This is a genomic window from Mycobacterium sp. KBS0706 (genome assembly GCF_005938675.2).
Taxonomy (GTDB): Bacteria; Pseudomonadota; Alphaproteobacteria; order DSM-16000; family Inquilinaceae; genus Inquilinus.
In genome coordinates, this window is the sequence record NZ_VCCH02000048.1 from 34,656 (window position 1) to 60,242 (window position 25,587).

General features: G+C 67.8%; 25 protein-coding genes and 1 pseudogene. 17 read left to right on the forward strand and 9 right to left on the reverse strand.

Annotation, left to right across the window (positions count from 1 at the left end; all coding sequences use genetic code 11):
• Nucleotides 1–105: 105 nt before the first annotated feature.
• From FFK22_RS24105 to FFK22_RS24185, 17 genes are all read left to right on the forward strand, one after another.
• On the forward strand, nucleotides 106–315 hold the full coding sequence (locus FFK22_RS24105; protein WP_138892392.1) for a hypothetical protein: 210 nt from the start codon (nucleotides 106–108) through the stop codon (nucleotides 313–315).
• Nucleotides 316–1,006: 691 nt separating this feature from the next.
• On the forward strand, nucleotides 1,007–2,470 hold the full coding sequence (gene fumC / locus FFK22_RS24110; protein ID WP_138892391.1) for a class II fumarate hydratase: 1,464 nt from the start codon (nucleotides 1,007–1,009) through the stop codon (nucleotides 2,468–2,470).
• 17 nt (nucleotides 2,471–2,487) lie between these two features.
• Nucleotides 2,488–2,883 carry a cupin domain-containing protein gene (locus tag FFK22_RS24115; RefSeq protein ID WP_138892390.1) on the forward strand — a complete coding sequence of 132 codons (396 nt, stop codon included), beginning with the start codon at nucleotides 2,488–2,490 and terminating at the stop codon, nucleotides 2,881–2,883.
• Between the two features lie 17 nt (nucleotides 2,884–2,900).
• Nucleotides 2,901–4,394 (forward strand): malate dehydrogenase (quinone), encoded by a 1,494-nt coding sequence (gene mqo, locus FFK22_RS24120; protein WP_138892389.1) that lies wholly within the window; start codon nucleotides 2,901–2,903, stop codon nucleotides 4,392–4,394.
• 97 nt (nucleotides 4,395–4,491) lie between these two features.
• Nucleotides 4,492–6,213, forward strand: a complete 1,722-nt coding sequence (gene poxB / locus FFK22_RS24125) for a ubiquinone-dependent pyruvate dehydrogenase (RefSeq protein ID WP_138892388.1) — start codon at nucleotides 4,492–4,494, stop codon at nucleotides 6,211–6,213.
• 79 nt (nucleotides 6,214–6,292) lie between these two features.
• Nucleotides 6,293–7,714 (forward strand): cytochrome ubiquinol oxidase subunit I, encoded by a 1,422-nt coding sequence (locus FFK22_RS24130; RefSeq protein ID WP_138892387.1) that lies wholly within the window; start codon nucleotides 6,293–6,295, stop codon nucleotides 7,712–7,714.
• A complete protein-coding gene (cydB, locus tag FFK22_RS24135; RefSeq protein ID WP_138892386.1) occupies nucleotides 7,711–8,697 on the forward strand; it encodes a cytochrome d ubiquinol oxidase subunit II in 987 nt (328 codons plus the stop codon). The genes FFK22_RS24130 and cydB overlap by 4 nt, the downstream gene beginning before the upstream one ends.
• Before the next feature lie 193 nt (nucleotides 8,698–8,890).
• Nucleotides 8,891–9,643 (forward strand): GntR family transcriptional regulator, encoded by a 753-nt coding sequence (locus tag FFK22_RS24140; RefSeq protein ID WP_138892385.1) that lies wholly within the window; start codon nucleotides 8,891–8,893, stop codon nucleotides 9,641–9,643.
• 47 nt (nucleotides 9,644–9,690) lie between these two features.
• Nucleotides 9,691–11,205, forward strand: coding sequence for an ABC transporter substrate-binding protein (locus FFK22_RS24145; RefSeq protein ID WP_138892384.1), 1,515 nt, complete (start codon nucleotides 9,691–9,693; stop codon nucleotides 11,203–11,205).
• A gap of 56 nt (nucleotides 11,206–11,261) precedes the next feature.
• A complete protein-coding gene (locus tag FFK22_RS24150; protein WP_306770159.1) occupies nucleotides 11,262–12,125 on the forward strand; it encodes a BtpA/SgcQ family protein in 864 nt (287 codons plus the stop codon).
• 7 nt (nucleotides 12,126–12,132) lie between these two features.
• The gene (locus FFK22_RS24155; RefSeq protein WP_138892383.1) at nucleotides 12,133–13,041 is read left to right on the forward strand and encodes a PfkB family carbohydrate kinase; all 909 of its coding nucleotides are present in this window, start codon (nucleotides 12,133–12,135) and stop codon (nucleotides 13,039–13,041) included.
• 1 nt (nucleotide 13,042) lies between these two features.
• On the forward strand, nucleotides 13,043–14,035 hold the full coding sequence (locus FFK22_RS44515) for an ABC transporter ATP-binding protein (protein WP_138892382.1): 993 nt from the start codon (nucleotides 13,043–13,045) through the stop codon (nucleotides 14,033–14,035).
• The gene (locus FFK22_RS44520; protein WP_138892381.1) at nucleotides 14,032–15,114 is read left to right on the forward strand and encodes an ABC transporter ATP-binding protein; all 1,083 of its coding nucleotides are present in this window, start codon (nucleotides 14,032–14,034) and stop codon (nucleotides 15,112–15,114) included. Before FFK22_RS44515 ends, FFK22_RS44520 begins: the two co-directional genes overlap by 4 nt.
• Nucleotides 15,111–16,055 (forward strand): ABC transporter permease, encoded by a 945-nt coding sequence (locus FFK22_RS24170; protein WP_138892380.1) that lies wholly within the window; start codon nucleotides 15,111–15,113, stop codon nucleotides 16,053–16,055. Before FFK22_RS44520 ends, FFK22_RS24170 begins: the two co-directional genes overlap by 4 nt.
• Nucleotides 16,052–16,900 carry an ABC transporter permease gene (locus FFK22_RS24175; protein WP_138892379.1) on the forward strand — a complete coding sequence of 283 codons (849 nt, stop codon included), beginning with the start codon at nucleotides 16,052–16,054 and terminating at the stop codon, nucleotides 16,898–16,900. The genes FFK22_RS24170 and FFK22_RS24175 overlap by 4 nt, the downstream gene beginning before the upstream one ends.
• A gap of 110 nt (nucleotides 16,901–17,010) precedes the next feature.
• Complete coding sequence (locus FFK22_RS24180) at nucleotides 17,011–18,588, forward strand: winged helix-turn-helix domain-containing protein (RefSeq protein ID WP_138892378.1); 1,578 nt, start codon at nucleotides 17,011–17,013, stop codon at nucleotides 18,586–18,588.
• A 189-nt stretch (nucleotides 18,589–18,777) separates the two neighbouring features.
• Complete coding sequence (locus FFK22_RS24185; protein WP_138892377.1) at nucleotides 18,778–20,202, forward strand: ATP-binding protein; 1,425 nt, start codon at nucleotides 18,778–18,780, stop codon at nucleotides 20,200–20,202.
• A 299-nt stretch (nucleotides 20,203–20,501) separates the two neighbouring features.
• Here FFK22_RS24185 and FFK22_RS24190 read toward each other — a convergent pair.
• From FFK22_RS24190 to FFK22_RS24230, 9 genes and pseudogenes are all read right to left on the reverse strand, one after another.
• Nucleotides 20,502–20,828: pseudogene (locus FFK22_RS24190) on the reverse strand (Tn3 family transposase); the annotation flags it as partial.
• A 132-nt stretch (nucleotides 20,829–20,960) separates the two neighbouring features.
• Nucleotides 20,961–21,317 carry a DUF983 domain-containing protein gene (locus FFK22_RS24195; RefSeq protein ID WP_138892376.1) on the reverse strand — a complete coding sequence of 119 codons (357 nt, stop codon included), beginning with the start codon at nucleotides 21,315–21,317 and terminating at the stop codon, nucleotides 20,961–20,963.
• Nucleotides 21,318–21,360: 43 nt separating this feature from the next.
• A complete protein-coding gene (locus FFK22_RS24200) occupies nucleotides 21,361–21,654 on the reverse strand; it encodes a hypothetical protein (RefSeq protein WP_138892375.1) in 294 nt (97 codons plus the stop codon).
• Between the two features lie 86 nt (nucleotides 21,655–21,740).
• Nucleotides 21,741–22,160, reverse strand: a complete 420-nt coding sequence (locus FFK22_RS24205; protein ID WP_138892374.1) for a hypothetical protein — start codon at nucleotides 22,158–22,160, stop codon at nucleotides 21,741–21,743.
• Between the two features lie 22 nt (nucleotides 22,161–22,182).
• Nucleotides 22,183–22,728: an inorganic diphosphatase gene (ppa, locus tag FFK22_RS24210; protein ID WP_138892373.1), complete on the reverse strand. Its 546-nt coding sequence runs from the start codon at nucleotides 22,726–22,728 to the stop codon at nucleotides 22,183–22,185.
• Between the two features lie 58 nt (nucleotides 22,729–22,786).
• Nucleotides 22,787–23,035 carry an SMP-30/gluconolactonase/LRE family protein gene (locus tag FFK22_RS24215; protein ID WP_138892372.1) on the reverse strand — a complete coding sequence of 83 codons (249 nt, stop codon included), beginning with the start codon at nucleotides 23,033–23,035 and terminating at the stop codon, nucleotides 22,787–22,789.
• On the reverse strand, nucleotides 23,032–23,568 hold the full coding sequence (locus FFK22_RS24220) for an NADH-quinone oxidoreductase subunit B family protein (RefSeq protein WP_138892371.1): 537 nt from the start codon (nucleotides 23,566–23,568) through the stop codon (nucleotides 23,032–23,034). The genes FFK22_RS24215 and FFK22_RS24220 overlap by 4 nt, the downstream gene beginning before the upstream one ends.
• Before the next feature lie 7 nt (nucleotides 23,569–23,575).
• On the reverse strand, nucleotides 23,576–25,090 hold the full coding sequence (locus FFK22_RS24225) for an NADH-quinone oxidoreductase subunit C (protein WP_138892370.1): 1,515 nt from the start codon (nucleotides 25,088–25,090) through the stop codon (nucleotides 23,576–23,578).
• A 10-nt stretch (nucleotides 25,091–25,100) separates the two neighbouring features.
• Nucleotides 25,101–25,587, reverse strand: a 487-nt coding sequence (locus tag FFK22_RS24230) for a proton-conducting transporter membrane subunit (protein ID WP_221938813.1), incomplete at its 5' end; no start/stop codon positions are given.

Here is a 25,587-nt window from a genome sequence, read left to right on the forward strand (position 1 = left end):
CATGTTGCACAATCACGCCGATGGCGCTGACAGAGCGTCCACCGAGATCTGGACGAGTTCGTCCGCCGCAGCATGCTTGCCGGAGCGTCGCAGAGCGCCGGCACGATGCTGAAGGAACGCTGCAATTTCCTCTCGTCCGGCTCTCTTGCCAGCCGAAAACCCGTGCAGGTACGCACCCTCAAGGGCCTCGTGAGCCGCTTCGCCTATGGCGGCTGGGATTGCAGGCGTCGGTGCAATTTTGGTCATGATCGCCATGAGGCGCAGTTGGTGAAGGATCAGGGGTCGTCAGCGGTGATGCGGGCGGCGTCCAGGTGACAGATAGTATCCGATTCTACGGAAGATCGGTGGTGCTCTGAACGGCAGCTTCGTCCCCATTGCTGACGTTCGGGTACCTTCCGACCTTCTCCGGACCGGACGTTTCCGGCGACTTGGCCGTGTCCGAACGCGGACTCAACGCGGTTGGGATGGATCGTATTGCCGATCTTCGCCTAGCCGTAAGGTCCCGCCACGCGGACATTCTCATTCGACCTGACTGCACCCATTCCAAAATCCCCAACACGCCGAGCGAGCGAGCGCAAAACGGGGCCAAGCGGCGCCCGCGATGAGTTCCTCCCCACTGTCGCCGCCCAAAACTCCGCAATCTCACAAAGCCATCCCCGCGCGGAGCCCGCATCGGCCTGGAGAGGCCTCGGCCTGCCGCAAGCCCACCCTGGCCCAAACCTTCAGCAAGGTCGGACGGCCGACAATAGAGTTCGGGACTGGGCTGGTTTCTCTTCGAATGCACAGATGTGTGAAGCCACCCATACGAAGGTATTGTTCCGGCAATCCAGATTCAGAGGACGGATGAACCTTCGTAGGCTAGGGGAGCCGGGAGAACTCATCATATCGTCCTATCTGACATAACGATGATTTCCAGAACAAAATCCGGATGCTTCATAATAAAACAAAAGCATCCAAGAAGATCTATGATTGAAGCGCCCTTGGTTTTCTGATGCGGAGGTTAGGAATGACATTCTCTGTCGAAGACGGGACGCGCCTTCTCCGTGACGTCCCGATAGGGCTGACGGCAACGGGACTACGCCACGAATTCGACAGCATGGGCGAGGTCGAGGTCCCGGCCGACCGGTACTGGGGGGCGCAGACCCAGCGATCCCTCCAGCACTTCTCCATCGGCGGGGATCGGATGCCGAAGGCGGTCTATCACGCCTACGGCATCGTCAAGAAGGCCTGCGCCCTGGTGAACGCCGCCGCCGGCCGGCTTCCGGACTGGAAGCGCGATGCCATCATCCGCGCGGCCGATGAGACCATCGGCGGCCAGCTTGACGAGCACTATCCGCTGTTCGTGTGGCAGACCGGCTCGGGCACCCAGTCGAACATGAACGTCAACGAGGTGATCGCGAACCGCGCCATCCAGCTGCTGGGCGGCACGCTCGGCTCGCAACACCCAATCGGACCGAATGACGACGTGAATATGGGCCAGTCGTCGAACGACACCTTCCCGACGGCGATGCACATCGCCGCGGTCGAGGCCATCGATGCCGCGCTGGTGCCGCAGGTGGCGAAGCTGGCCCAGACCATTGAGCGCAAGGCCGATGGCTGGATGGACGTGGTCAAGATCGGCCGCACCCATCTGGAAGATGCCGTGCCCCTGACGGTCGCCCAGGAATGGCATGGCTGGGCCGGCCAGATCCGCGCCGCCATCGCCGAGATCGAGGCGAGCCGCGCCGGCCTCTACGAGCTGGCGCTGGGCGGCACGGCCGTCGGCACCGGTCTCAATGCACCGAAGGGCTTTTCGCAGCAGGTGGCAGCGAAGATCGCGGAGCTGACGGGCAGGCCCTTCGTCACCGCGCCCAACAAGTTCATGGCCCTGGGGTCGCTCGACCCCATGGTGCGCGCCCACGCCGCCCTGCGCGGGCTGGCGGTGGCGCTGATGAAGGTCGCCAACGACATGCGCTGGCTCGCCTCCGGCCCGCGCTGCGGCCTGGCCGAGCTGAAGCTGCCGGAGAACGAGCCGGGGTCGTCGATCATGCCGGGCAAGGTCAACCCCACGCAGTGCGAGGCGATGGTGATGATCGCGATCCAGATCATGGGGAACGACACCGCCGTGGCCTTCGCCGGCAGCCAGGGCAATTTCGAGCTGAACGCCATGCGGCCGATCATCATCAGCAATTTCCTGCATTCGGCCCGCATCCTCGCCGATGGCTGCGGGACGTTCCGCCGGTTCTCGGTGGAAGGGACGGAGCTGAACCGCGACAGGATCAAGCGCTATGTCGACGGCAGCGTCATGCTCGTCACCGCCCTGTCGCCGGTGATCGGATACCAGAACGCCGCGCACATCGCCGAGAAGGCGATCGCCGACGGCACGACCCTGAGAGAGGCCGCGCTCGCGTCCGGCAAGGTCGACGCGGCGCTGTTCGACAAGACCATCGATCCGCTCAGCATGGTCGGCCACGGCCTGGCCGGCGCCTGACAGGAAAGGACAGCACCATGATCCGATGCGTGAGGTTGTGGACCGGCGATGACGGCAACTCCCATTTCGAGGAGGGGACCATCGACCTGTCCCGCGGGGAACGAGGCGATATAAGGAGCGACGTGGTCGCGGCCGCCAGCCTGTCCTTCCAGGAGACCGGATCCGGCGGATCCTATGAATGGCACCAGGACCCGATCCCGCGCTTCGTCATCACCCTCAGCGGCACGCTGGAGTTCGAGACGGTGGGCGGCGAGCGCTTCACCATCCGTCCCGGCGACATCCTGCTGGCGCAGGACAACTCCGGCACGGGCCACCGGTGGAAGCTGATCGGCGACGAGCCGTGGCGGCGCGCCTATGTGGTGTTCCAGTCCGGCGCCGCGCTTCCGTTCAAAGCCAACTCTCCCGAGGCCTGAACCGCAGGAGCCGACCCATGCCGACACAGATCGACACCCCCGACGTGGTCCTGATCGGGGCGGGCATCATGAGCGCCACGCTCGGCACCGTTCTGAAGGAGCTCGAGCCGTCGCTCTCGATCACGATGTTCGAGACGCTCAAGGACTGCGCCCAGGAGAGCTCCCAGGCGTGGAACAATGCCGGGACCGGCCATGCCGCCAATTGCGAGCTGAACTACACGCCGCAGCGCTCGGACGGCAGCGTCGACATCTCCAAGGCGCTGACGGTCAACACCGAGTTCGATGTGTCGCGGCAGCTCTGGGCCCATCTCGTCCGCAAGGGCGCGATCCCGGATCCGCGCGCCTTCATCCATCCCTGCCCGCATATGAGCTTCGTCTGGGGGCAGGAGAACGTCGACTTCCTGAAGACCCGCTACCGGGAGATGTCGGCGCATCACTGCTACAAGGGCATGGAGTACACCGAGGATCGCCACCAGATCGCCGAATGGGCGCCGCTGATCGTCGAAGGCCGTGACGAAAGCCAGCCGATCGCCGCCACGCGCATCATCACCGGCACCGATGTGGATTACGGCGCACTGACCCACCTCCTGGTCGGCGCCCTGTCCAGGCAGCCGGGCTTCGACCTCCGTTACGACAGCAGGGTCGTGGCGCTCGACCGCGAGGCCGGCGGCCGCTGGCGGGTCACGGTCGAACACACCTATGACGGCACGCGCCAGACCGTGTCCGCCGGCTTCGTCTTCATCGGCGCCGGCGGCGCCTCGATCGAGCTGCTGCAGAAGTCGGGCATTCCGGAGGGCCATGGCTATGGCGGCTTCCCGGTGAGCGGCATCTGGCTGCGCTGCGACGATGATGCCGTGAGCGCTCGCCACCACGCCAAGGTCTATGGCAAGGCCGCCAGCGGCTCCCCACCGATGTCGGTGCCGCATCTCGACACGCGCGTCATCGGCGGCAAGACCTCGCTGCTGTTCGGCCCCTATGCCGGCTTCTCCAGCAAGTTCCTGAAGCACGGGTCGCTCACCGACCTGTTCCGGTCGATCAGGCCGGACAACATCGTCCCGCTGCTCGACGTGGCGCGCGACAACCTGCAACTGACCGAATACCTGATCGGCCAGGTGCTGCAGAGCGCGAGCCATCAATTCGCGGCCCTGCAGCAGTTCTTCCCCAGGGCGACCCGCAACGAGTGGAAGGAAGCGGTCGCCGGCCAGCGTGTGCAGATCATCAAGCCCGACAAGGAGCGGGGCGGTTTTCTCGAGTTCGGGACGGAGCTGATCCCGGCCGCCGACAAGTCACTGGTGGCACTGCTCGGCGCCTCGCCGGGTGCCTCGACGGCCGCCTTCATCGCGACCGAGGTTCTCAAGCTCTGCTTCGCCGACAGGCTGACCGAGGACGGCTGGCTGCCCGCGGTCCGGCGCCTGTTTCCGACCTGGGGCATCGACCTCACCGTCGACGCCGACGCCTGCCGCCGCACCAGGGCCGACACGGCCCCGGTCCTCGAGATCGCCAACATCTGAGTCCACGCCGGCAGGGGGGCGCGCCGGGCGAAGCGATCGCCCGAAGGGGCGCTGCTGCCCCGCCGGCACCCATCCCGCATGTCCTGGAGTAGCACCGATGAAAGCCGCCGACCTGATCACCGATGTCCTCCACTCGGTGGGCGTCCGCCGCATCTACGGCGTCGTGGGCGACAGCCTGAACGGGATCACCGAATCCCTGCGCCGCCGCGGCGATATCGACTGGGTCCACACCCGGCACGAGGAGGCAGCCGCCTTCGCCGCCGGCGCCGAGGCCCATCTGACCGGCCGGCTCGCGGTCTGCGCCGGCAGCTGCGGTCCGGGCAACCTGCACCTCATCAACGGGCTGTTCGACGCCCACCGCTCACGGGTGCCGGTGCTGGCGATCGCGGCGCACATCCCGAGCGCGGAGATCGGCCGCGGCTACTTCCAGGAGACCCATCCGGAGCAGCTGTTCCGAGAGTGCAGCCACTATTGCGAGCTCGTGTCCCATCCCGAGCAGCTTCCGGGCGTGCTCGAAGCCGCGATCCGCGCCGCGGTGGGCCATCGCGGCGTCGCGGTCGTGGTGATCCCGGGCGACATCGCGCTGCAGGAGGTCTCGACGCCGATCTCGACCGGGCCTTCCATTGCCGTCAATCCGCCGGTCGTCGTGCCGAACGACCATGATCTCGGCGAGCTGGCCGCGCTGCTCAACGCCGGCGGCCGGACCACGCTGCTCTGCGGCCGGGGCTGCGCCGGCGCCCATGACCAGCTGCTGCAGCTCGCCGAAGCGCTCAAGGCCCCGATCGTGCACGCCCTCGGCGGCAAGGAGCATGTCGAATATGACAACCCCTACGATGTCGGCATGACCGGGCTGATCGGCTTCAGCTCCGGCTACCATGCGATGCTCGACTGCGACACGCTGCTGATGCTGGGGACGGACTTCCCCTACCGGCAGTTCTATCCGCCCCGTGCCAAGATCGCGCAGGTCGACCTGCGGCCGGAGAATCTGGGCCGGCGGACGCGGCTCGACCTCGGGCTGGTGGGCGATGTGCCGGCCACGATCTCGGCCCTGCTGCCCCGCCTGGAGACGAAGCAGGACCGGTCCCATCTGGACGACGCCCTGGCCAACTACCGCAAGGCGCGCGAAGGGCTGGACGACCTGGCGACCGGCACGCCCGGCCGCAAGCCGATCCATCCGCAATACGTGGCGAAGCTGGTCAGCGAGCATGCCGCCGATGACGCCGTCTTCACCTTCGACGTCGGCACGCCGACGGTCTGGGCGGCACGGTATCTGAAGATGAATGGCCGTCGCCGGATGATCGGTTCGCTGAGCCACGGCTCGATGGCCAACGCCATGCCGCAGGCCATCGGCGCCCAGGCCGCCTATCCCGGCCGGCAGGTCATCAGCCTGTCGGGCGACGGCGGTTTCGCCATGCTGATGGGGGATTTCCTGACGCTGGTGCAGCAGAAGCTGCCGGTCAAGATCGTCATCTTCGACAACAGATCGCTCGGCTTCGTCGCGCTGGAGATGAAGGCCAACGGCTTCCTGGAGACCGGGACGTCGCTGACCAACCCGGATTTCGCGGCCATGGCCCGTGCCATCGGCGTCCACGCCGTCCGGGTCGAGGACCCTGGCGAGCTGGAGGGGGCGATCCAGGAGGTGCTGGCGCATGACGGGCCGGCGCTGCTCGACGTCGTGACCAACACGCAGGAGCTGGCGATGCCGCCGGCGATCAAGCTGGAGCAGGCCCAGGGCTTCGGCCTCTGGGCGCTCAGGGCCGTCATCAACGGGCGCGGCGACGAGCTGATCGAGGTCGCCCGGACCAACCTGCTGCGCTGATGCCGCTGCGATCGGTGCCGGCAGGGCTGTCCGGCGCCGATCGACCTCCCGGTTCACCCGATTCCGCTTGGAGCGTGTCATGGACCTGACAGCGCTGCTGCTTTCGCGCCTGCAATTTGCCTTCACGGTCTCGTTCCACATCATCTTCCCGGCCTTCACGGTGGGCCTTGCCGCATGGCTCGCCGTGCTCGAGGCGCTGTCGCTCGCGACCGGCCGGCCGGTCTATCGCCGGCTGTTCGATTACTGGCTCGGGATCTTCGGCGTGGCCTTCGGCATGGGCGTCGTGTCGGGCATCGTGCTGGCCTTCGAATTCGGCACCAACTGGAGCGAGCTGGCACGCCGCACCGGCTCCATCCAGGGGCCGCTGCTGGCCTATGAGAGCTTCACGGCCTTCGCACTGGAGGCGGCGTTCTTCGGGATCGTGATCTTCGGCCGGGACCGCGTGCCGCGATGGTTCTACATGCTGGCCTGCATCATGGTCGCGGCCGGGACCAGCCTGTCGTCCTTCTGGATCATGGTCAACAACAGCTGGATGCAATGGCCCGTCGGCTTCGCACCGGGGCCGGACGGGGCGTTCATCCCCACCGACTGGTCGGCCATCATCTTCAGCCCGGTCGTCTGGGTCCGTTTTCCGCACATGATCCTGGCGGCCTATGTCACCTCGGCCTTCTGCGTCGCGGCGACCGGGGCCTGGCACCTGCTGCGCGGCCGCTTCAAATCCGACGCCCGGACCATGCTGCGCATGGGGCTGGGCCTCGCCGCCGTGCTGGTTCCCGCGCAGCTGCTGTTCGGCCATCTCGTCGGCGACTACACCCACGACAAGCAGCCGGCCAAGTTCGCCGCGATCGAAGCACGCTGGCATGACGAGCAGCCGGCCTCCGAGGTCGTGATCGCCTGGCCCGACCCGGAGCATGAGCGCAACCGCTATGCCCTGAGCATCCCCTATCTGGGCAGCCTGATCGGGTCGATGAGCCTCGACAGCAAGGAGGTCGGCCTGACGGATTTTGCTCCGGCCGACCGGCCGCCGGTTTTGATCCCGTTCTTCGCGTTCCGCATCATGGTCGGCTGCGGACTTCTCATGCTCGCCCTGGCGTGGCTCGGCGTGGCGCTCGTCGCGACCGGCGGGATCGAGCGGCAACGCTGGTTCCTGCGGGCGACCTTTTGGTCGTTCCCTCTCGGCTTCATCGCCACCCTGACCGGCTGGTTCACGGCCGAGGTCGGCCGGCAGCCCTGGGCCGTCTACGGCCAGGTCCGGATCGCCGATGCGGTGACGCCGTTCCTGACGGCGCCGCAGGTCGCGGCCTCCCTGGTCATCTTCGTCGCCGTCTACTCGCTGATCTTCCTGTTCGGCGGGGTCTACATCTACCGGCTGCTGCAGCGCGGGCCGGTGGTTCTTCCGGACTACACCGAGGCGGCGATCAATCCGAAACGGCCCCTGTCGATGGCAGGGCAGGGGCCTGGCGTGCCTGGTGCCACCCCAGCCCCGGAGGCCGGCGAATGATCACCTTCTGGACCTGCGCCCTCGGCCTCACGATCCTGCTTTACGTGACGCTGGACGGCTTCGACCTCGGGGTCGGCATGCTGTTCGCCTTCGCCCCGAACGAGACGGCGCGCCGCCACATGCTGGCATCGATCTCGCCGGTGTGGGACGGCAACGAGACGTGGCTGATCATCGCGGCCGCCATCCTGTTCGGCGCCTTTCCCCTGGTCTACGCCACGCTGCTGTCGGCGCTCTATCTGCCGCTGATCGTGATGCTGGTGGCCCTGATCCTGCGCGGTGTCGCCTTCGAGTTCCGGTACAAGAGCCGAGGCCTGCGGCGCCTGTGGGATATCGGCTTCGCCGGCGGATCCTTCGTCGCCAGCTTCGTCCAGGGGGCCGCCGTCGGGGCGCTGGTCGAGGGGCTCGCCATCCAGGATGGGCGCTATGTCGGCGGTCCGTTCGGCTGGCTGTCGCCCTTCTCCCTGCTGTGCGGGCTGGGGCTGTGCCTCGGCTACAGCCTGCTCGGCGCCGGCTGGCTGACCTACAAGACCGCGGCTGACGTCCAGGCGCTGGCCTTCCGCCTGCTGCCCGGCCTGACGATCGCCGTGCTGGCCTTCCTCGCCGCAGCCCTCGGCGTAGCGCTGGTGATCGACCTCCGGGTCCTGCGTCGCTGGCTCGATGAGCCGGTGATGGCGGTCTTCCCGCTCGTCGGCGTCGTGGCCTGCGTCGTCCTCTATGACGCGATCCACCGGCGTCGCGAGCTGGTGCCGTTCCTCTGCGGCATCGCGATCTTCGCCGCGGCCTTCGGCACGCTCGCCCTGTCCTTCTATCCCTACATGGTACCGTTCTCGATCCGCATCGCGGATGCGGTGTCGCCGCCGGCCAGCCTTGCCTTCATGTTCTGGGGCGCGGGCATCATCGTCCTGCCGATCACGCTGATCTACACGCTCGTCGTCTATTTCGTCTTCAAGGGCAAGGTCGATCCGGGCGCGGACTACCACTGACGGGCGGTTTCGGGCCGGTATCGGTCGCGGAGATCCACCGACGATCGGCGATTAGATCGTGAGCTAGACGCAGGCGACCTGGCTGATGCCGGTATCGGAGACGCCGGAAGGCCGAGGTCCTCTACCTGCTCTCGCCAGGCGCGATGAGAGAAGACACTTGACTCAAATGTCATGACGTCATTACATTCAACCCATGTCCTGGATGCTTCACGACCTCGATGACGGTCCGGCCCCGCTTTGGGCCCAGATCGCCGATCGCCTTCGCGCCGACATCAAGAAAGGCGCGTTCCGTCCCGGCGACCTGCTGCCGGCGGAGTCGGAGCTGAATCGCCGCTTCGGAGTCAGCCGGACGACATCGCGAGCGGCGCTGGACTGCCTGGAGAGCGAAGGCCTGATCGTGCGGAAATCCGGCCGGGGCTCGATGGTCCTGCCGCCGCGGATCGAGCGCCCGCTCAACCGGCTCTCCTCCTTCTCGGAGGACATGCAGGCCCGCGGCCTTCGCGCCGGTTACAGGACCCGATCGATCCGGCGCTGCCCGGTGGAGGCAGCGGTGGCGGCCGAGCTGCAGATCGAGCCCGGCTCCATCGTCATCGAGATCGACCGGCTGCTGCTGGCCGATGACAAGCCGATCGCGACGTCGATGACCTATCTGGCACCCTTCGCCTTCGAGAACGGCCTCTTCCCGGACTGTGCGGAGCTGGACAGCGGGTCGCTTTACCAATGGCTGCAGGACAAGGCCGGAATCCGCCTTGCCACCGGCAGCGAACGGATCGAGGCCATGATCGCGGATGCGCCGACGGCACAGAGCCTGGGCCTGCGGTCGCCGGCCGCGGTGCTGGTGTCGCACCGGATCTCGCGCACGGCCGCAGGCCGGCCGGTCGAGTACGCCGTCCTGCACTACCGCGCCGACCGCTACAACTTCCGCGTCGAATCGGCGCGCCCGTGAGCATGGCGGCGCCCTTGCCTTCCTTTCCCTTGTAGAGGACGCCGCCCATGAGACAGATCCTCTCCGCCCTACTGGCCTGTGCCGCACTCCTCCTGCCGGCCCGGCAGGGATGGGCCGAGGATGCGGCGCCGCAGCCGGGCGGCACCCTGACCATCGGCGTCGTCTCCGACCCGGTGACGCTCGACCCCGCCTTCTTCGCCTCATATTTCGAGCTGTCGGCCCAGTACCTGATCTATGAGCCGCTGCTGACGCTGACCCCGGACCTGAAGGTCGAGCCGGGCCTCGCCAGCTACACGCAGCCGGACGACCGCACCTATCGGTTCGAGATCCGCCCTGGCGTCACCTTCCAGGACGGCACGCCTTATGACGCGGCGGCGGCGAAGTTCAATCTGGACCGGATGTTGGACCCGAAGAACGGCTCCCCCCGCCGTTCCGAGCTCGGGCCGATCCAGTCGGTGGACGTGACCGGCCCCCTGGCCTTCACCGTCAAGCTCTCCCAGCCCTATTCGCTGTTCCCGGTGGTCATGACCAACCGGCCCGGACTTTTCGTGTCGCCTGCCGCGCTCGCCAAATACGGGCCGGACTTCGCCACGCACGGCGTCGGCGCCGGGCCGTTCCAGGTCGCAAGCTGGACCAAGAACGGGCAGTTGGTGCTGGACCGCTTCGACGGCTACTACAAGGGCAAGGCGCCGCTCGACAAGGTCGTCCTGCGCCCGCTGCCGGACGAGACGTTGCGCACCGCCAGCCTGCGTGGCGGCGAGGTGCAGCTGACCGACAGCCTGCCGCCGCAAACCTTGTCGACCCTGAAAATCGACGGCTCGGTCACGGTCAGCAACCTGCCGGGCATCGGCTTCAACGCCCTGTCCCTGAATGTCACGCGACCGCCCTTCGACGACCCGAAGGTGCGCCGCGCCTTGATGCTCGCGGTCGATCGGGACGTCGTGAACCGGGTGGCCTATTTCAACACCGGCGTCCCCGCCTTCGGCCCCATTCCCCCCTCGATCGGCTGGGCCTACGACGCGGATTTTCATCCCTACAAGCGCGATGTGGAGGAAGCGAAGCGACTTCTGGCTGAGGCCGGGCATCCGGACGGTGTCCCTTTTGCGATCACCGTCGTTGCATCGCCACTGCAGAGCCGGATCGCCCAGATCATCCAGGCCCAGGCCGGCGAAGCGGGCTTCAAGGTTACTGTTCGCCAGGTGGACGCCACCAGCCTGATCTCCGTCCTGCAGAAGCGCGACTTCGACATCTGCTGGTCGCCCTGGACCGGCCGGCCCGACCCCGACGGCAACATGTACAACTGGTTCACCAAGGGCGGCCCGAACAACTTCTCGGGCTATGCCGATGACGAGGTCGATGCGCTGCTGCGCCAGGCCCGCGTCACCCCGGACCAGGGCGCCCGCGCCACGATGTACCGGCAGGCGCAGCAGATGATCTCGGACGACGCCCCGGTCCTGTTCCTGCATTTCGACGCCTCGCTGCAGGGGGCCAGCACCAGGTTGCGCTGGACCCCTTACCCCGACGGCGCCTTCCGCCTGGGCGATGCATGGCTGCAGCCCTGATCTGATCGCCGCTGCCTGTCCGCGCCCAACCTGTTTCGACGCCCTGGAGAATCGTTGTGAGCGAACCATTGGTCGCCCGAGCCAAGCCCGTGTTCCGGACCAAGCCGAATGCCGTCGAGGCGATCTTCGGCCGCAGGAAGGCCGTGATCGGGGTGATCCATTCGCTGCCGTTGCCCGGCTCTCCCGACTATGACGGCCGCGACATGGAGGATGTCGTCGCCTTCGCCGTGACGGAGGCCGAGCGGTACCGCGACGGCGGGGTCGACGGGCTGATCGTCGAGAATCATGGCGACATTCCCTTCGCCAAGCCCGACCGGCTCGGGCCGGAGACGGCGGCCTGCATGGCGGTGATGACCGATGCAGTCCGCCGCGCCTCCGCCCTGCCGGTCGGGGTCAATGTCCTGGCCAATGGCGCGGTTCAGGCCCTCGCCGTGGCCAAGGCGGCGGGGGCGGCGTTCATCCGGGTCAACCAATGGTCCAACGCCTATGTCGCGAATGAGGGGCTGATCGACGGCCCGGCCGGGGACGCCGCACGGTACCGCTCCTGGCTCCACGCCCGCACCGTCCGCATCTTCGCCGACGTCCATGTGAAGCACGGCGCCCACGCCATCACCGCCGACCGTACGATCGGGGAATTGGCGCGCGACAACGAGTTCTTCGATGCCGATGTGGCGATCGCCACCGGCCAGCGCACGGGCGACCCGACGACGATGGAGGAGCTGCGCACCGTCGCCGCCGGCACGTCGCTGCCGGTCGTCGTCGGCTCCGGCGTCGCGCCGGACAATGTCGGGGACATGCTGACCGTCGCCGATGCCGTCATCGTCGCCAGCTGGCTGAAGCGGGACGGCGTCTGGTGGAACCCCGTGGACCCGGACCGGCTGCGCCTCTTCATGCAGCGGGTCGAACGCGCCAGGGGTTGAGGCGAGGATGGGCCGCGTGTTCATCCTGGGCAATGCCGGTCTCGATCTCGGCCTCGGCCTGCCACGCCTGCCCCTGCGCGGGGAGACGCTGCTGGGCCACGGCACGACACGGGCGCCCGGCGGCAAGGGGTTGAACCAGGCGGTCGCGGCCGTCCGCAGCGGCGCGCAGGTGATGTTCCATGCCCCGGTCGGGCAGGATCCGGACGGGGATTGGATCGGGACCGTCCTGTCGGGAGAGGGCTTCACCGCCCTCGACCTGCCGCGCCTGCCGCACCCGACCGATTTCTCGGTCCTGATGACGCTGCCGGACGGCGAGAGCTGCATCGCCAGCGCCGGCCCCTGCGCCACGGCGCTGATGCCGGAGGCTGCCGCCGAATTCGCCGCCGCGGTGGCCCCAGGCGACGTGCTGCTGCTCCAGGGCAATCTGAGCCGGGCGGCGACCGAGGCCGCCCTGTCCGCCGGCGCCGCCCGCGGGGCCGGCACCATGCTGAATCCGGCGCCGCTCTGGTGGGAGGCCGGGCCGTTGCTGCCGCTGTGCCGCATCCTTGTCGTGAACCGGGTGGAGGCGGAGGCGATCACCGGCCTGGCCGATCCCCGGGCCGCGGCCGCGTGGATGCGGGAAAAAGGTGCCGACCTCGTGCTCGTCACGCTGGGCGCGGAAGGCTGCCTCGCCGCGGCGGAAGAGGGCATCCGGCTCCACCCCGCCGTGCCGGTCACGGCCGTCGACACCACCGGCTGCGGCGACACCTTCTGCGGCGTTTTGGCGGCATTGCTGGCAAGCGGGCGCGGCCTCGACACCGCGGTCGGTGCGGCCCAGCGGGCGGCGGCCCTGACCGCCACGCGCGCCGGAGCCTATGCCGCCTTGCCGTCGCGGGACGAGCTGGGTTTCCTCCAGGCCGGCCGCGGGGAGGCGTGAGATGGCATCCCCCGATCCCGCACCGCTACTCGACATCGACCGCTTCTCGGTCTCGCTCGGGCCCTTCGGCCGGCGGATCACCGTGGTCGACGAGGTGTCGCTGCGCGTCGGGCGCGGGCGGATCGTCTGCGTCGTCGGCGAATCCGGTTCGGGCAAGAGCGTTTTGGCCACCTCGCTGATGCGCCTGCTGCCGCGGAAGCTGTGCGGCATCACCGCGGCACGGGCCGCGTTCGAGGACATCGACCTGCTGCGGATGAGCGAGCGGCAGATGCAGGATCTGCGCGGGTCGCGCATGGCGATGATCTTCCAGGAGCCGATGACGAGCCTGAACCCGGTCTTCACCATCGGCGACCAGATCGCGGAGGCGGTGCGGACCCATGGCCGCCTGTCGCGCGAGGCGGCACGGGACAAGGCGCTGCAGGCGCTGCGCCAGGTCCATATCCCCGCCGCCGAGCGCCGGATCGACGCCTATCCGCATGAACTGTCTGGCGGCATGCGGCAGCGCGCGATGATCGCGATGGCCCTGGCCTGCGAACCGTCGCTGCTGATCGCGGATGAGCCGACCACGGCGCTGGACGTCACCATCCAGGCGCAGATCCTGGCCCTGCTGACGGAGCTGCGCGACCGGATGGGCACGGGCGTCCTGCTGATCACCCACAATCTCGGCGTGGTGGCGGAGGTCGCGGACGATGTCGTCGTGATGTATGCCGGACGGGTGGTCGAGCGCGCCCCGGCCGCCTCCCTGTTCCGCGACGCGCAGCACCCCTACACGCTGTCGCTTCTGGCCGCGATGCCGCAGCTGGACGGCGAGACCGACCGGCTGGAGCCGATCCCCGGCCGCATGCCGTCACCCGATGCCATGCTGCCCGGCTGCCGCTTCGCGCCGCGCTGCCCCTTCGCGGCGCCGGAGTGCAACGTGGCCCAGCCCCTGCGGGCCATGGCTCCCGGCCATGACGTGGCCTGCTGGCGTGCGCCGGTGGAGGCGCTGTCATGACCGCCGCTGCCCCCTTGCTTCAGGCCGAAGGCCTGGTGAAGTCCTTCGCCGTGTCGGCCGGCCCTTTCGCGCGCGCCCGTCGGGTGCGGGCCGTGGACGAGGTGGGGTTGCGGCTGGAGCGCGGCCGGACGCTGGCGATCGTCGGCGAATCCGGCTGCGGCAAGAGCACGCTCGGCAGCGTGCTGCTGCGGCTGCAGGACCCGGATTCGGGCACGCTGGCGCTGGACGGCGAGGATGTGCTGCGGCTGGACCGGACCGGGCTGCGCCGCTTCCGCCGGCGCGTCCAGGTGGTGTTCCAGGATCCCTACGCCTCACTCGACCCGCGCGAGCGCATCCGCGAGGTGCTGGTGCGTCCAATGCTGCTGCACGGCCTGTGCGACCGGCCGGCGGCCCTGCGCCGGGCCGCGGAGCTGATGGAACGGGTGGGCCTGTCGGCCTCGCAGCTCGACCGCCTGCCGCACCAGTTCAGCGGCGGCCAGCGCCAGCGCATCGCCATCGCCCGCGCCCTGTCGGTCGAGCCCGACCTGATCGTCTGCGACGAGCCGGTCTCGGCGCTTGACGTCTCGATCCAGGCCCAGATCATCAACCTGCTGCAGGATCTGCAGCGCGACACGGGCGTCGCCCTGCTGTTCATCTCCCATGACCTGGCCGTCGTCCGCCACCTGTCGCACGACGTCGTGGTGATGTATGCCGGCCGGGTGGTGGAGACCGCGCCGGTGCGGCGCCTGTTCGAACGGCCAAGTCATCCCTACACCCGGGCCCTGCTCGCCGCGGTGCCACGCATCGAGCTGGGCGCCCGGCACCATGCCCTGCTGCCGGGCGAGCCGCCCGACCCGACCCGGCCCGAACCGGGATGCCGCTTCGCCGGACGCTGCCCCCACCGCCGGCCGGCTTGCACCGACGGCGCGGTGCCGCCGCTGCACCCGGTCGCGGCAGGGCACCTGTCCGCCTGCCTCTTCGCGGAGACCCTGCCGCCTGTCGCCGCGAGCTCCGGCATTCCGGAGGAGACGGCGACGGCCCGGCGGATCGCGGCCTATCGCCGGGCGCGGGACGCGGCCCGGCAGGAGCGGGCGTCATGAGGATGGTGCTGTCCCGCCTGGCGGCGCTGCTGCCGGTCCTGCTCGGCCTGTGCTTCCTGTCCTTCGCCCTGTTGTCGCTGGTGCCGGGCGACCCCGTCACCGCCCTGCTGGGGCTGGAGGCGGACCCCGCGGCCGCTGCGGCGCTCCGGGCCAAATACGCGTTGGACCAGCCCTTCCTGCTGCGCTTCGTCGTCTGGCTGGGCCATGTCCTGATCGGCGACTTCGGCCGGTCGATCCAGACCGGGCGGCCCGTCCTGGAGATGGTGCTGACGGCCCTGGTGCCGACGCTGCAGCTGGGCTTCTGCGCCCTGCTGGTGTCGCTGGCAATCGCCATTCCGGCCGGCGTCATCTCCGCCTCCCGCCGCAACAGCCTGGCGGATTTCGGCGCGTCGCTGCTGGCGCTGTTCGGCCTGTCCCTGCCCAGCTTCTGGCTGGCCATCCTGCTGGTCCTGTTCCTGTCGATCCGCCTGTCGCTGTTCCCGGCCTCCGGCTATGTCCCCTTCGTCACCGCCCCCCTGGAGGCGTTGCACCACATCGCGCTGCCGGCGCTGACGCTCGGCGTCGGCATGGCGGCCGCAACCATGCGCATGTCCCGCGCGGCGATGCTGGAGGCGCTGAGCGCCGACTATATCCGCACCGCCCGCGCCAAGGGGCTGCCGCGGCGCCGGGTGGTGTGGAAGCACGCGCTGCGCAACGCCCTGATCCCGGTGGTCACCCTGGTGGGGCTGCAACTCGGCCAGCTGATGGGGGGCGTCGTCGTGACCGAGACGGTCTTCGCCTGGCCGGGCATCGGCAAGCTGACGGTCGATGCGATCTTCGCCCGGGACTATCCGGTGGTGCAGGGCGCGATCCTGGCGGCAGCGGTGCTGTTCGTGCTGATCAACCTCGCGACCGACATGATCTACGCCGTTCTCGATCCACGCATGCGGGGCACGCCATGAGCAGCAGCGCGCACACCGCCGGCCCCGGCCTGCTGCTTCGCCTGGCGCGTGACGGCCGCAGCGCCATCGGACTTGCCCTGGTCGTGCTGCTGGTGCTGGCCGCGGTCATCGGGCCATGGCTGTCGCCCTATGCGCCCGACCAGGCCGATTTCCTGGCGACGCTGGCGCCTCCCTCCTGGTCGCATCTGCTGGGCACGGACGATCTCGGACGTGACGTACTGACCCGCATCCTGGTCGGGGCCCGCGTCTCTCTTCTCGTCGGTCTGGCCAGCGTCGGTGGGGCGCTGCTGGCTGGAGTGCCGGTCGGGCTGGCTGCGGGATATTTCGGCGGCAAGGTCGACATGGTGCTGATGCGGTGCATGGACGTCCTCCTGGCCTTTCCGGGCATCCTTCTGGCGCTTGGCATCACCGCCGCGCTGGGTGCGTCGCTGCTGAACACCATCCTGGCCATCGCCGTCATCAACTTCCCGACCCTGGCGCGGGTTGCGCGCGGCCAGGCCTTGCTGGTGCGGCGGCTGGACTATGTAAAGGCCAACCGGGCGCTGGGCTTCGGCAACGGCACGATCCTCCTGCGCTGCATGCTGCCGAACATCGTCTCGCCGGTGCTGGTCCAGGCCTCGCTGCTGCTGGCGTCTTCCATCATCACCGAATCCTACCTGTCCTTCCTGGGGCTGGGCGTGCAGCCGCCGGCCCCGACCTGGGGCAACATGCTGCGCGACGCGATCAGCTTCCTCGACCTGGCGAGCTGGCTGGCCTGGTTTCCGGGCGCCGCGATTTTCCTGACGGTCCTCGGTTTCAACCTGTTGGGTGACGGGCTGCGCGACCGGCTGGACCCGCGCGGCTGATGCTGCCAGCCCGCGGCCGGGATGATCCCGGTCAGGATTGATGAAGCCGCTGCCGGGGGGCCGGCGTCAGGCGAAGGAAAGAGGAAGCCGGGGGAAACAAGGCTTAATAGATGCCGTACCATCAGGGTTTGCAGAATGCCGTTCGTCGGGACGTGGTGTCGTTCGGTCCGTTCCGTCTGTCCATTGCCAGGAGACTTCTCGAAAGGAACGATACCCCGGTCCCTCTCCGCAGCCGCGCGCTCGACCTCCTGCTGGTCCTGATCGAGCGTGCGAACGAGGTGGTGACCAAGGACGAGATCATGGCCAGGGTCTGGCCGGGCTTGACGGTCAGCGAGACGACGCTCCGAGTCCAGATCGCCGGCCTGCGCAGAGCGCTCGGGGATGGCGAGCAGGATGCCCGCTACATTGCCAACGTGACCGGCCGCGGCTACTGCTTCGTCGCCAGCCTCACCCATCACACGGGCATGGAGCCGGCAGCGGGGTCTCAGCCGCCCAGCGCAGCCGCCGAACTGCCACCCGCACCGACCCGGATGGTCGGACGGGACGACACGGTCCGCAATGTTTCCAGGAACCTGGCGACCCGGCGTTTCCTCACGATCGTCGGTCCGGGCGGCGTCGGCAAGACGACCGTCGCGGTGGCCGTTGCCCGTCACATGCTCGAAGATGTCGGGGGAGCCGTTCATTTCATCGATCTGGGCTCGCTGAGCGATCCTTCGCTCGTGCCCAGCTCCATCGCGTCTACGCTGGGGGCGCCCGTCGGCCCGGACACCACTGCCGCTTCCCTTCTGGCGTTTCTCCGTCGGAGGCGCATGCTGCTGATCCTCGACAGCTGCGAGCACGTCATCGATGCGGTGGCGTCGCTGACGGACCGCATCCGCGGTGCGGCCCCCGAGATCCATCTTCTCGCCACGAGCAGGGAGCCGCTGCGGGTGGAAGGGGAGCAGGTGCACCGGCTGCGTCCCCTCGACTACCCGCCGGAGGATCCGGCCCTGACGGCTGCCGATGCCCTGCGCTTTCCGGCTGTTCAGCTGTTCGTGGAACACGCAGTCGCATGCGGATCGCGCTTCGAGTTTTCGGATGAGGAGGCTCCGGTCGTCGGCGAGATCTGCCGCAGACTCGACGGCATCGCCCTGGCCATCCAACTCGCCGCCGGCCGTGTCGAAGCCTATAGCGTGCGGGTGATCGCGGTGCTCCTCGACAGCCAGTTCACGCTTGGCTGGGACGGGCGACGGACCGCCGTGCCGCGGCACCGGACGCTCAGCGCCATGCTCGACTGGAGCCACAACCTGCTGTCGGCGGCCGAGCGGGTGGTGCTCCGGCGATTGGCCGTCTTTTCCGGCTACTTCTCCTTCGGAGCCGCTCTCTCGGTTACGGCTGGCTTCGACATCGACGGCGCCCAGGCCGCCAACGCGGTCGCGAGCCTCGTCGCGAAATCCCTGGTTGCCGCGTGTGGCGGCGCGCGATCGACGCGATATCGGCTGCTCGGTACGACGCGGGCCTACATGCTGCAGAAACTTGTCGAAAGTGGAGAGGAACCCGCGATCATAAGCCGGCACGTCCTCTGCCACGGCGAAGAGTCCGAGCAGATCGGCGCAAATTTACGAATCCTGAGATCGAGGTATTGGCTGCTCCCTGGGGGGCGAGACTGCTGTCGAAACAGTGTTCCCGCCCGGTGCAGCGCAACTTAACGGACGAAAACACAACCTAACGCGCCGCGGCTCTCCTCTTCCGCGAGAGTGCTCCCGATTGACCGGCGGTGTTTGTCCTCGATCGCAAACGTCGGCCTGTGGTCTCGGGGGGGCACCTCCCCTCGAGGCCTTGTCATCCGATCTCAGGCGGCCGCTGAAAGGCCTTCACGCGAATAAGAGAGGGGCGCCATGGCGCGATACGGACAGGCATCTCTTGCGGTTCTCCTTGCGCTTGCCGTTGCAACCTTTCTCGACAGCTACGGCATACCGACGGCGTTCGCGACCATGCTGCTCGCCGTCGTGTTCTCGGTCTGGCGATTTGGCATCGGCGCCGGATTGCTGGCCGCGATTCTGGCGATTGCCAGCATCCGGTTCTTCTTCCTGCAGCCCCTCCATTCCCTCGATCCGTTCGCACTGCCCGACGAGAATGTTCGGCGATTGCTGCTCTACACCGAGTCGATCCTGCTGCTGTGGCTGCTGGGGTCGGCTCTGCGACGCGGGCAGAGCAGGCTGGAGCGAAGCGAGGCGTATCTGGCCGATGCCCAGGCGCTGAGCCGGACGGGAAGCATCAGCTTCGTCGCCCCCGATGCCGAAATCTTCTGGTCTGCCGAGACTTACCGCGTGTTCGGCTTCGGCGAGGAGGTCTCCCCGAGCGTCCGGCGGATGCTGGATCGGATCCATCCCGAAGACGTGAACACGGCCCGGAGCGGGTTCTACGGCCTGGCCGAGCCTGTGCAGCGCATCGAGCTCGAGCATCGAATCGTGATGCAGGATGCCTCCGTCAAGCATCTCAACATTCTCGGCAAGGCCGAGCGCGAGAAGGACGGCAGACTCCGGATCTCGGCGGCCGTCATGGACATCACGGAGGCCAGGCGCACCGCCGAGCTGCTGCGGAAATCCCGGGCCGAGCTCGCCCATGTGACCAGGCTCACGACCATGGGTGAGCTGGTTGCGTCGATCGCGCATGAGATCAACCAGCCGCTTGGCGCCATGAAGCTGCATGCCCAGAGCGGCTTGCGATGGCTCGATCGCAAGCCGCCCGAGCTGGAGAGGGCCGAAATGTCTCTGAACCGCGTCATCGACAACGCAGTCCGCGCCGAAGGCCTGATCGCCAAGATCCGAGCCATGGCAAAGAAGCAAGAAGTGGAGTCCGTACCCGTCGACCTCAACCATCTCGTCGGCGACGTCATGGAACTCCTCAAAGGCGAAGCTCATGAGAGAGGTGTCGCATGTCAGATCGATCTTGAGCCAAGCCTGGGAGAGGTGAGGGGCGACCCGATCCAGCTGCAGCAGATCGTGGTCAATTTCCTGATGAACGGCTTCGACGCCATGGCGGCAACGCCGAGGGAAGAGCGCGAGATCACGATCCGCTCGCGCAACCGCGGAAACGAGGTAATCTTCGACGTGCGGGACGCAGGCCCCGGGATTCAGCGGGGGGCGGAGGGTCTCCTGTTCGACGCCTTCTTCACCACCAAGGCCCATGGAATGGGAATGGGACTCTCGATCTGCCGCTCAATCGCCGAGTCCCACCAGGGCAGGATCGAGGCCTTCAACAACGACGATCGCGGGGCGACCTTTCGATTGACCTTGCCGCAGAGTGAGATATCGAAGTGAGTTGGAACGCAAGACGACTATCCAGCCCAGGGCTGTGGAAGCGGATGGCCCTCACTCCATCCGGCGTCGGCCCAACCCCGCCGCGCAGGATACCCGAGCTGACCAGGGATCAAGCTCCTACGGTCGAACGCGGTCATGTCCGCTATCCGGAACCGAGTGCGGTGTCCTGTGTGCTGCCTCTCGTCGGGCCAGGCCAACCGACAAAGGCCGGATCCGGCCGACAAAAACCAACGTCCGCATCGGAGACGCCGGCGCAGCGACCGCCCATCCAGGGGTCGTTTGCGGGAGGGGGCGAAATCCTACCTTAAGCGCGACCAGCGATACTCTCCGGTCAACGTGATGTGCTCCCAGCCCAGCGGCGAGACGTGCGCGAGAAGGTCGGGCATCGGCGCCTGGCCGGCTTCAACCATGCCAGCAACGATCTCGCCGAGGCGCCATGTGTTCCAGTAGATGACGATGGCGGCCAGGAGGTTGAGGCCGGCGATCCGATGCTGCTGGCCCTCGGAGGTGCGATCACGGATTTCGCCACGTCGGTTGAAGCTGATGGCGCGCTTCAGCGCATGGTGCGCCTCGCCCTTGTTCAGCCCCATCTGAGCCCGGCGCTGAAGGTCGAGATCGCTCAGCCATCCGGCCAGAATTTCCGCTGATCGACGCACTGCGCGGTGGGGCGCTGGAGCATCAATCCGCGGTCTTCGACGTCGCAGCACGGATGTGGCGACAGGGATCGACTATTCCCGACCGACTCATGCGCCGAGGTCTCAGTTGCCGTTTCGCCCGCGATACTGCAGGGCGACGACAAAAGCCTTCGCCGGTCGCAGCAGAGCCGCTGCGATCAGGACGATCATCACGGCGCCGATCGCGACCGGGGCCCATGCCGGCAGACCATAGGACAGGCTGAGCCACAAGGTGATCGGGACCACCGTGAAGCCGAGAATGAAAATCAAGAAGACCGCGGGACCATCGCCCGAGTCGACCTTGGACAGCTCGAGGCCGCAGACACCGCAGCGTTCGGCGACAGTCAGAAAACCCCGAAACAACGCGCCGCGGCCGCAGCGCGGACATTTGCACCCGAGGGCACAAACGAAGGGTGACACAGGCGGGAATCGGCTCTGCATTCAATTTGCCCTTATGGACGTTTCCGGAGGCGTCGTCAGCGAACTATAGGAGGTTGCCTGGGTGAGAAGCGTCGCAGCCCGTATCGCTCAGCAGCAGTCGGCCCCGGATGTAGTGATCCGCCCGATCGATGCCATGCTCGGCGCAGATCCGCATAGCCCTTACAACCTCGCCGGTGTAGGGGCGCCGCCTCCAGTTGATTCCCAGCACATCGAGGTGGTCGTGCAACGCCAGCACGGATAGCCGCTCGCCACGCAATTGAGTGGCCACACGCTTCAGGCGTTCCGTCCGCCCTGCATCGTCGTCGCCTCTGGTCACCGACACCTTGATATCAACCATCCGATCATCCTTCCTCTCGCTCGCGACCCCCGGCTATACACCCAGGTGGCTCAAGGCCCAGGCGTACCGGGTGCGGCCCGAGATCGTCAGCCATGCCGCTTGTCGACGTTCCCTTCGGCCTTCGGTCCTCCAAAGAGCCGAAGCAGTGGCCGGACGCGCGCGACGCTGAAGTGCCGTGCCACGCCATCGAGTTCCGTCACCGTCACGATCTCGTTCTCGACCAGCCGGTCAGATTGCAACCGCCAGATCGGATGCCCACCAGAGTCGCCAGGAAGTTGAGAGAACGCCCATTGGCCCTGCCCGATATGCACGAGAATCCCGGACCGATACTTCTGCCCGAACCAGAACCGACGGACCCGGCAGTCGGCGAAACGCCGCTGCCAGGACGCCGCCTGCAGGCGGCCGTCGCGATCCAGCGGAACGGTCAACTCGTAGCCGCACCGGCTATCTCCGTCAGGTGCTTCGATGCATGGCGCCAGTTCCAAGCGGACCCGATGAAGCGACATCGCTATGCCTCCGCGCTGGGGATCATGGTGCGTCGGGATCCTGCGCCGCGGCGCGCTCGATGCCGGCCAGGATCATCTCGGCGGCCTTGCTCGGCCCCTCCCACCCGGCGATCCGTACCCATTTTCCGTCCTCCAGATCCTTGTAGTGGGCAAAGAAGTGGGCGATCTGCTGCCACAGGTCGCCCGGCAGGTCCTCGCGGCTGTGCACGTCGTCGTAGTCGGGCTTCAGCTTGCCGATCGGTACGGCCAGGATCTTCTCGTCCGCGCCCTTTTCGTCCTCCATCAGCAGAACGCCGATCGGGCGGACCCGCAGCACCGCGCCGGGGACGATCGGATGGCGTCCGATGACGATGACGTCGACCGGATCGCCGTCACCTGAGAGGGTGTGCGGGATGAAGCCGTAGTTGCCCGGATAGGTCATCGCCGTGTGGATGATGCGGTCGACGACCATGACGCCCGCGCTCTTGTCGAATTCGTACTTCACCGGGGAGCCGCCCACCGAGTTCTCGATGATGACGTTGACGTCATAGGGCGGGTTCCGTCCGGCTGGAATCTTGCTGATGTCCATGTTAGTCCTGGTGCATCGGAAGGGGCTGGTCGTGCGCTGGTGGTATCGGCCTACGGCTTCAGGCATCCCATATCCCCTGCGCGGGAATGGCGACTTTGGCGATCTCCACACGGGCGGTTGGCGCACACCCGGTAACGTCCTCGAACTCCCTGGCCACCGTGCGGCAGAACAGCGTTCGCCCGTCCGGACCGCCAAGCGCGCAGGCCACGGCTTGCCGGCCTGGCCTCTCGACCCGGTGCGTGATCCGGCGCGGCGCTTCGAGGAGATAGAAGCCTTCGGCCAGCACAATGGTTTGGAGCGCTTTCAAAGCACCGATCTCGCGACGCTTTCACGCTGGTCCATCAGCGCGAGTAGCCCCTTGAGCAGCGTCGTCGGGTCCGGCGGACAGCCGCGGATGTGGAGGTCGACGGGAAGCACGGCGGCTACGCTGCCGACCGTCGCGTAAGAGTCCGCGAAGAGGCCGGCGCCGACCGCGCAGTCGCCGACCGCGACCACCCATTTCGGCGCCGGCGTGGCCGCGTGCGTGCGTTCGACCGCCTCGCGCATGTTGTGGGTGACGGGTCCGGTCACCAGCAGCACGTCAGCGTGGCGCGGCGAGGCGACGAAGCGCAGGCCGAACCGCTCGAGATCGTATACGACGTTGTTGAGGGCGTTGATCTCCAGCTCGCAGCCGTTGCACGAGCCGGCATCGACCTCGCGGATCGACAGGCTGCGCCCCAGCCGCCGACGGGCGGCAACGTCGAGGCGGGCGGCCAGGGCCGCCAGCTCCGGATCGTCGGCGGGCGGCCGCGGGTCGGTCAGCGGCGGCCGGAGGAGGCCCTGGAACAGGTGCCGGCGCATGGCGTCCTCAGAGGTCGTGCCCCGCATAGGAGCAGTTGAAGGATTTGTTGCAGAGCGGGAAGTCGGCGACGATGTTGCCCTCGATCACGGCCTCCAAGAGCGGCCACTGAAACCAGGACGGGTCGCGCAGCCGGCCACGCAGAACCCGGCCCTCCCGATCCAGTCGAACCCAGGCGAAGATGTCGCCGCGGAATCCCTCGACCAGCGCTGATCCCTCGCCGGCCCGACGCGGGATCTCGGCGCGGACCGGGCCGCCCGGCAGTCGCTCCAGGATCTGGGCGATCAGCGACAGGCTCTGCTCGACCTCGCGGATGCGGATCCAGACCCGGGCGTTGACGTCGCCCTCCTCCAGAACCGGGACGTCGAAGGCAAGCATCCGGTACGGCGCGTCGCCGAAGGCCTGCCGTGCATCGAAGCGGCGGCCAGAGGCCCGCCCGACGAAGCCGCCGGCGCCGAAACGCCGGGCCAGCGCAGGGGCGAGGATGCCGGTTGCGACCGTGCGGTCCTGCAGCGAGGCGGTGTTGTCGTAGAGCTCGACCAACGGCGGGAAGTGCAGCCGGATCTCGTCGATCAGCGCGGCCAGGATCTCGACCGCCTCCGGCCCGGGATCGGCGGCGACACCGCCCGGCACCACCCGGTCCATCATCAGGCGGTGACCCAAGGCCCGTCCGGCGGCGCGCAGCACGCGTTCGCGCAGTACGCCGCAATGAGCGTGCATGAGTGCGAAGGCGGCATCGTTGCAGATGGCGCCGATGTCGCCGAGATGGTTGGCCAGGCGCTCCAGCTCGAGCATGAGGGCGCGCAGCCAGGCGGCGCGGAACGGGACCTTGACGTCGAGCGCGGTCTCGACGGCCTGCGCGAAGGCGCAGGCATAGGCGACGGTGCTGTCGCCGGAAGCCCGGCCGGCCAGTCGGGCCGCGCGGTCGAGGTCCGCTCCGGCCATCAGGCCCTCGAGGCCGCGATGGACATAGCCGAGCCGTGCCTCGAGCCGGACCACGGTCTCGCCGTTCGCGGTGAACCGGAAATGCCCTGGCTCGATGATGCCGGCATGCACTGGCCCGACCGGAATCTGGTGCAGGCTCTCGCCCTCGACCGGCAGGAATTGATAGGGCTCGGCCGCGAGTGCCGGCCGACGTTCGCCAAGCGGTTGGTGCAGGCCCCAGCGGCCGTGGTCGAGCCAAGGCCGGGAATCCGGCACATCGACCGGTTCCAGCCCGAACAGGTCCCAGATCGCCCGTTCCAGACGGATGGCGGGCGGGTGGTGCTGCCCCACCGAAGGAAAGCGACCCGACGGGCATTCAAGGCTGACGATGGCGATCTCGGCCGCGGGCTCGTCGAGTAGCGCCATGTGCACCTGGGGGCTCTGGGAGGCATCGCCCCAGTGGTCGAGCAGAGTCCAGGCGCCCTTTGCAAGCTGCTTTGCGACGCCGCTCCAAGTCCCGGAATCGACGATCACTCGCATCCAGCGCTGGGCGGCCTCCACCCGGTTTCCCAACTGGACGATGTCGTTCAGCGCCGGCATGAGTCCTCCCTCAGCCCAGCAGGCCGGCAACGTGCTGGAACCAAGCGGCCAGCGGTGGCGGCAGGTAGATTCCGGCGGCCAGCACCAATCCGAGATGGCCGAGCATCGGCACGGTCGAGGCCTGGATGGGTGCAGAGGCGCCGGTGGGTTCGCCGAAGGCGAGTCCCTGGACGCGCAGCACAAGCGCCCCAAGGGCGATGAGCAGGCCGAAGACGAGCGGGACCGCCAACAGCGGCTCGCGGGCGAAGGTCGAGGTGACGACCAGGAACTCGCTCATGAACACGCCGAGGGGCGGTAGCCCGGCGATCGCCACGACGCCGGTGACCAGCCCCCAGCCGAGCACGGGATGGCTTTCGGTCAGGCCGCGGATCTCGGCGATCTTCTGGGTGCCCTTGACCTGGGCGATGTGGCCGACGGCGAAGAAGATCGCCGATTTGGTCAGGCTGTGCATGGTCATGTGCAGCAGGCCGGCGAAATTGGCCAGCGGCCCGCCCATA